At 64.4% G+C, this 6,443-nt stretch carries 9 protein-coding genes; 4 read left to right on the forward strand and 5 right to left on the reverse strand.

From position 1 onward, the window contains the following. Genes A3CW_RS0139945 through A3CW_RS0139955 form a run of 3 tightly spaced genes read right to left on the reverse strand, consistent with a single transcriptional unit; the run spans position 1 to position 1,754 of the window. Complete coding sequence (locus tag A3CW_RS0139945) at positions 1 to 300, reverse strand: phosphopantetheine-binding protein (protein ID WP_028208536.1); 300 nt, start codon at positions 298 to 300, stop codon at positions 1 to 3. Continuing rightward, a complete protein-coding gene (locus tag A3CW_RS0139950; protein WP_028208537.1) occupies positions 275 to 1,069 on the reverse strand; it encodes a lysophospholipid acyltransferase family protein in 795 nt (264 codons plus the stop codon). The genes A3CW_RS0139945 and A3CW_RS0139950 overlap by 26 nt, the downstream gene beginning before the upstream one ends. Continuing rightward, positions 1,053 to 1,754, reverse strand: coding sequence for a beta-ketoacyl synthase chain length factor (locus tag A3CW_RS0139955; protein ID WP_028208538.1), 702 nt, complete (start codon positions 1,752 to 1,754; stop codon positions 1,053 to 1,055). Before A3CW_RS0139955 ends, A3CW_RS0139950 begins: the two co-directional genes overlap by 17 nt. 420 nt (positions 1,755 to 2,174) lie before the next feature. On the opposite strand from A3CW_RS0139955, the gene A3CW_RS0139960 reads away from it, so the two are divergent. Beyond that, the gene (locus tag A3CW_RS0139960) at positions 2,175 to 2,774 is read left to right on the forward strand and encodes a LysE family translocator (RefSeq protein ID WP_028208539.1); all 600 of its coding nucleotides are present in this window, start codon (positions 2,175 to 2,177) and stop codon (positions 2,772 to 2,774) included. A gap of 10 nt (positions 2,775 to 2,784) precedes the next feature. On the opposite strand, the gene A3CW_RS50495 is transcribed toward A3CW_RS0139960, so the two are convergent. Then, complete coding sequence (locus tag A3CW_RS50495) at positions 2,785 to 3,303, reverse strand: plasmid fertility inhibition factor family protein (RefSeq protein ID WP_051482035.1); 519 nt, start codon at positions 3,301 to 3,303, stop codon at positions 2,785 to 2,787. A gap of 271 nt (positions 3,304 to 3,574) precedes the next feature. On the opposite strand from A3CW_RS50495, the gene purU reads away from it, so the two are divergent. Then, on the forward strand, positions 3,575 to 4,456 hold the full coding sequence (purU, locus tag A3CW_RS0139970; protein WP_028208541.1) for a formyltetrahydrofolate deformylase: 882 nt from the start codon (positions 3,575 to 3,577) through the stop codon (positions 4,454 to 4,456). A gap of 16 nt (positions 4,457 to 4,472) precedes the next feature. Here the strand turns inward: purU and A3CW_RS0139975 are convergent, their stop codons facing one another. Continuing rightward, on the reverse strand, positions 4,473 to 4,733 hold the full coding sequence (locus A3CW_RS0139975) for a hypothetical protein (protein WP_028208542.1): 261 nt from the start codon (positions 4,731 to 4,733) through the stop codon (positions 4,473 to 4,475). A 236-nt stretch (positions 4,734 to 4,969) separates the two neighbouring features. On the opposite strand from A3CW_RS0139975, the gene A3CW_RS0139980 reads away from it, so the two are divergent. Both A3CW_RS0139980 and A3CW_RS0139985 read left to right on the forward strand, forming a co-directional pair. Beyond that, complete coding sequence (locus A3CW_RS0139980) at positions 4,970 to 6,079, forward strand: GlxA family transcriptional regulator (RefSeq protein ID WP_028208543.1); 1,110 nt, start codon at positions 4,970 to 4,972, stop codon at positions 6,077 to 6,079. Between the two features lie 144 nt (positions 6,080 to 6,223). Next, on the forward strand, positions 6,224 to 6,443 hold a 220-nt coding region (locus A3CW_RS0139985), incomplete at its 3' end, for a transposase (RefSeq protein WP_028208379.1).

The raw sequence follows: 6,443 nt of genomic DNA on the forward strand, positions 1-6,443 counted from the left end.
TCAATCCCCTTTCCCTGCAGTGGCTTCCAGCGCCGCGTTTTCGTTTGCGTGGCCCGCGACGAGCGCCGCGAGCGTGTTGATCGACCGGAAGTAGCCGCGCACGTTTTCGTCGTCGGCGTTGATGGTCAGTTGATACTGCTGGCGCAGCACGATGCCGATCTCCAGCGCGTCGATCGAGTCGAGCCCCACGCCGTCGGTGTCGAACAGCGGCGCATCGTCGTCGATATCGGCGGGCGTGAGATGCTCGAGATCGAGTGCCTCGATCAGGAGCCGCTTAATTTCCAGTTTTAAAGTATCCATAGTCAAACAGGTGCTGTGTGATTTGCGCTTCGATGGTGCGCGTGACGTTGCGCGCGGCGAGTGCGGAAGGCATATCGCGCGGCGCGAGCGGCTGGACGCCGATGGGCGCCAGCACGTTCACGGTCATGCGGAAGGGTCGCTGCGGAACGTGATACCAGCGCATTTGCTTGGTGAAGGCGGGCGGATCGCAGTGCATGAGCACAGGCAGAACCGGCGCGCCGGCCTCGAGCGCCGTATGCGCGAAGCCGCGCGAGAACGCGTGCAGGCGATTCGGCGCGGGGCTGCGCGAGCCTTCGGGAAAAATGATCATGCTGTAGCCGTTCGCCAGCTGGCGCGCGCAGTCCTGCACGAAGCCTGCGGGATCGGCATTGCTCACGTACTCGGCCGCCCGCACGATGCCCCAGAAGCACGGGTTGCGCCAGTGCGCGTTCTTCACGACGCAACAGGCGGAAGGCGTGAGCGCGAGCAGCACGACCACGTCGAGGTAGGTGGGATGGTTCGCGACAACGATGGCAGGGGCGCCCGAGCGCAGCGCCTTCGCGCCGGCCACGTCGAGCTTCATGACGCCCGCGCGCTGCAAGGCGGCCACGAGCGAGCGGAAAAACCAGTGAATGACGGTGGTGACCGCGCGTTGCCGCGAAGCACGATGCGGCCAGACCGACGCGAGCGGAAACACGATCACCGAGAACAGCAGCCCGCATGCGCTGAACAACGCGAAGCCGAGGCCGGTGGCGAAGAGCCGCCAGCCGTAATCAAGCCGAGCCGACATGCCAGCTCCATTGCCATGTGCCGCCGCTGCCCTGCCACGCGGCGCTTGCGCCGCCGCTCAGGCAGTGATGCAGCGCTTCGCTTTGCGTAGCGAATGCGCGTGCTGGCGCGGCCGAGGCCTGCTTGTCTTCCGTGATGGAGCACGCGAGCCGGCCTTGCGCAGCCTCGCTCGCATCGAGCAGCAGCGCGAACGCGCCGCGCTGCACTTCCTGCTCGACCGCGCCGTAGCGCGCGTCAGCAGGTTCGTCGGCGTAGACGACCAATACCGGGCTGCAGGGGTCTTCGGCATGCAGCGCATGGCCTTCGAGCAGCGCGTAGCCCAGCGTTTGCGCGCCTGCCGAGAGGGCCGTAGCCGGCGAACGGTCGCTCCGCACGATGCCGAATAGCCCCGTCATCGCATTGAGCACGGAAAGGCTGAACGCGTTCGGCGAAACAGGTTTGTGTGCCTCGATGTCGCGCAGAATGTCCGTCGTGCGGCGCAACTCGCCGTGCCGCGATGCGAAAACCACGCGTGTCCGGGTTTGCGCATCGACGCAGTCGCCCGCCACCTTCAGCGCCATCCGCGAAAGCGCGCTCAGGCGGCGGCGCATCATCGGATCGACGAACGCAACCTCAGGCAGACTTTCCGACGCGGAAGACCAGAAGGACCAACGTGCCACGGGCATGGTCCACGACAAATCAGGCATAGGGGTTGACGATAACGGCGGCCGCAGCGTGCGGGCTCTCGACCCCGAACGGCGTATGTTTATTCTTCCTCGGCCCGCAAATTCTCTGGGCAAAGTTCTCGTGCGTACTTTAACGGCGTGAATCGCGAATTATTTAGGGCGAACCATGAAATATTTCGAAATGATTTGTTACGCATCAGTAGATGCATTGAAATCAATAATTTAAGCCCGTGGCGTAAGCGCGCATCTACCAAAGCCAATGCCGCTCTCAGCATGACGAATATGGGCCGATGGTTTAGCGCTCCGGACCCGGCTGAAATAGGCATATACCGGCGTAAGCCGTAGAATGCGGGCGCCGCGGGGCAGTTCTAGTCACTGGCTGACATAACGCCCTACAGTCGGCTTTCAATAATCCGAACACCCTATCCCCCAGTCGCTCCCATGCTTTCCATTTCCACCATCGGGCTGATGGTCTCGGGCTGTGCGATCGTGCTGCTCATGCCGGGGCCGACCAACACGCTGCTCGCCGCCGCCGGTTTGCGGCAGGGTCTGCGGCGCTCCGCGCATCTGACCGTCGCCGAACTGGCCGGCTACCTGGTGTCGATTACCGTCTGGGGGCTGTGCTTCACTCATGCGTCGAATTCGCTGAGCTGGCTGCCGAAGGTGCTGCGTGTGGCCAGCAGCCTCTATCTGGCGTGGCTCGCCTTGCGCCTTTGGCTCACGGCAGATTCGATCGAAACCTCGGCCAGGGGCGTGGTCAGCACGCGCACGCTGTTCAGCGCCACGGTGCTCAATCCCAAGGCCATTTTGTTCGCCGGCTCGATTTTTCCGCCCGCGGCGTTCGCGAGCGTCATCACGTGGCTCCAGGCCATGGCGATCTTCGCGGTCTTGCTGATTCCCATTGGCCTCACATGGATCGCCATTGGCGCCGCGCCGCGCAACGGCCGGGCGCCGTTCATTCGTCCCGCGTTCTTCCAGCGCTGCGCGTCCGTCGTGGTGGGCGCCTTCTCCGTGTCGCTCATGTGGGCGCTCGCGCACTGACGCTATCGCGTCATTCCCGGGCTCGAGCGACTAGCGGCGGAACGAGTTCGGCAACGCTGAACCAGAGGCTGCCAGCCGCTCCGGCCAGGCGCTGCAGCGCCTCGGCGTCGTTCACGCCGCATTCCACCGGAAAGGACTTCGCTGCATAGGCGGCTAGCCAGAGGGTCCGCATCACGCCATCCGTGAATGCAACGTGCGGCACAGCGGCGCTCGCCGGGCAACTGACTTCGGCAAGCGGCACGGGGTCTTCTTCGCCGAAACTGAAACCCTCGGCCGCCAGTTCGAAGCGCGGGTCGGCACGCCACGTCTGCGGATTGCCGTTTGCGAGCCCGGCGTGCTCGCCGCACGGATCGTCCCGCCAGAGCCTCAAGAAGCGCGCGCAGTCCACTTCGACCACGGCCCGTTCCTCGTTGCCGTAATTCGAGCGGCTCACCGACAGATACACGTCGGCGACCGATGTACGCACGCGAAAAAGTACAGCACGCTGCCCGTTCAACGCCCTCGCCTGCAGACCCAGATAACTCTCCATCTCCGCTCCCGTTTCGCCGCAGCCCATGCTTGCCGGAGAAAAAAGCGCGGGATAGCAGGAATGCGACAGCCATAGGGGCAAAAAAGACCTTCTTCATGTTGGCGACGGGTAAGTGCGGATTAGGCGCCGGGTTGGCGTATTCATTCTCGCGATACAGCGCGTGGGTTCTATGTGCCGCACGCCGATTGGTGGCTTACTTGCGCCATCAAGCCAGCGCCCCGGCACGAACCGCAAGCTGCAGCGGGCGCATCACGACACGAGGAGAACGCGCATGCCCACCGAAGACCCGCAGCACCGCTACGTGCTCACGCTGTCCTGCCCCGCCGCCGCCGGGCAGGTTGCCGCGGTCGCCGGCTTTCTCGACGCGCACCGCGGCTATATCGACGAGCTCACGGTCTTCGACGACGACATCAGCACGCGCTTCTTCCTGCGCTGCGTCTTTCACGAGGTCGTGCAGGCCGGCGCGGGCGAGCGCTTCGATCTGGCGGGTCTGCGGGACGAGTTCGCGAGCGTCGCGCGCAAGCACGAAATGACCTGGGCCATTCACGACCTGCGGGTGCGTCCCAAAGTGCTCATCATGGTGTCGAAGCTCGAGCACTGCCTTGCCGACCTGCTGTTTCGCTGGCGCATGGGCGAGCTGCAGATGGACATTGCGGGCATTGCCTCGAATCACCGCGATTTCGAACCGCTCGCCAGGCAGCACGACCTGCCGTTTCACTACCTCCCCGTCACGCCTGAAACGCGGCGTGAACAGGAAGCCGCCATCCTCGACCTGTTCGATTCGACCGGTTCGGAACTGCTGATTCTCGCGCGCTACATGCAGATTCTTTCCGACGAAACGAGCCGGAAGCTGGCCGGCCGCGCCATCAACATCCACCATTCCTTCCTGCCCGGCTTCAAGGGCGCGCGCCCCTATCATCAGGCGCACGTGCGCGGGGTCAAGCTGATCGGCGCGACGGCGCACTTCGTCACCGACGATCTCGACGAAGGCCCGATCATCGAGCAGGAAGTGCAGCGGGTCGACCACTCGCTGAACCCCGAGCGTCTGCTGGCTGTGGGGCGCGACGTCGAATGCGTGACACTCGCGCGCGCCGTGCGGGTATTTCTCGAGCGCCGGGTCTTCATCAACGACGGCCGCACCGTCGTGCTGTGAGCAAGCGCCTGGGCGTTCACGCCGCCATGCTGTGGCGGCGCTGCGCCTGCGCCACCAGCGCCGCGAACGCGTCCTCGCTCATCCTGCTCGCCACGCGCTCTGCATAGTCGTGATGCCGACGCGCGAGCGCCGCGCCCACGCAACGCGCCTGCAGATAACGCAGCAGCCCGATACGCCCGTGGCCGCGCGCCATGCTCTGCTCCAGCAGGGCGAGCGCGGCTTCTGCGTCGCCGTGACAGGCGCGTTTGTTGAGTTCGACGGTTTCGGTGCGCGGCATGAAAACAGGCCTCGTGGATGGGTGCGGCGTGGGCCGTGTGCCCGCTAAAGAGTTGACCAAAGCGGCGGCGGCGCCGCTAGAACGAACCCGCCAGGGCGGCGGAACCGCCCCGCCATGCGGCGTGTATTCCGTGAAATATTCGTTTTTGCGAAGATCGATGGCGGAAAACGACAAGCGTCTCGGGGCCATATCGTGGAAGCTTGGCTGAAACCACATCGCCGCTATCCTGTGCCTCCATGTCCGACACACTCGCCACCGCCGTTTCCTTCGACGCCGCTCCCAAGGAGCGCATCCGTTTCGGCATCGTGCTGCTGCCGAACTTCACGCTGACCGCGTTCTCGGGTTTTGTCGACATGCTGCGTCTGTCCGCCGACGAAGGCGACTACAGCAAGCCCGTGCGCTGCTCGTGGCGCGTGATCGGCGAAACGCTTGCGCCCGTGCGTGCGAGTTGCGGCATTCAGATCGCGCCTTGGGAGACCTTTGCCGACGCCGAACCGGTCGACTATCTCGTGGTCGTGGGCGGACTGCTGCACTCCGGCCCGCACGCAAGCGAAGCCACGCTGCGCTACATCCGCCGCGCGGCCAGCGGCGAGACGACGGTCGTCGGCATCTGCACGGGCGTTTTCGCGCTCATGCGCGCCGGCGTGCTCGACGGACATCGCATTTGTGTGAGCTGGTTCCACTATTGGGACTTCATCGAGCGCTTCCCCAATGTCAATGCCGACGCCATCGTCGCCGACCGCCTGTTCGCGATCGACCGTCGCCGCATTACCTGCTCGGGCGGCCGCGCGTCGATCGACGTCGCCGCCGCCATCTTGCTGCGCCATTTCGATCACGCGACCGTGCAGAAGGCGCTGCGCATTTTGCTGGTCGGCGAAATGCAAAAGGGCAATGCGCCCCAGCCTCACCCGCCCGGCCTCGAGCCCGCCACGCACCCGAAGGTCAAGCGTGCCGTACTGTTGATGGAGCAGCAGGTTGGCCGCAACGTGCCGCTGGAAGAACTGGCCTGCAAGCTGAACCTCTCGCCACGGCAGCTCGAACGCCTCTTCAAGGCGGAAACGGGCAAGAGTCCGCGGGCATTTGCCAATGCGTTGCGTCTGCGGACAGCCGCCTGGCTACTCACGAGTTCGGATCGCACCGTTGCCGATATTGCTTCGAGCTGTGGGTTTTCGGATGCTTCGCATCTGGGGCGTGAGTTTCGTAAGCAGTTCGGGGTGCCGCCTGTTATGTTTCGTGCGCAACGCAGTGGGCAGGATGCGGTGCAGTTGGCGGATCTCGATGCGCTATTGCGGAGTGGTGCTGCGCTTGCTGAGGGGGAGGTTGCTGTTGGCGGTTCGTTGCATTGATGTTTGGTGGCCGGTTGGCTGGTTTGGCCTTTCCTTGTTTTCGCGTCGGTACGCGAGCGTTGCCCCTGTGCGGGGCGGCACCTGTAGTGGTCCAATAGTCGTGGACACCTCTAAAGGGGATAATTGCCCCAACTGAGGTGAGAGATGAGCAGACGGAACCTGACTGACGAATTCAAGGCTGAGGCGGTACAACTGGTGGTTGCGCAGGGCTATTCATTTGCCAAGGCCTGCGAGGCACTAGGCGTTGGCGATACCGCGCTGCGACGCTGGGTGGCGCAATGGCGCGCCCAGCAGGTTGAACCGCCCCGCAGCGAGGCGCAAATCCAGAGCGACCAGCGGCGCATCCGTGAGCTGGAGGCCCGTG

It is taken from the genome of Paraburkholderia nodosa DSM 21604 (assembly GCF_000519185.1).
GTDB lineage: Bacteria > Pseudomonadota > Gammaproteobacteria > Burkholderiales > Burkholderiaceae > Paraburkholderia > Paraburkholderia nodosa.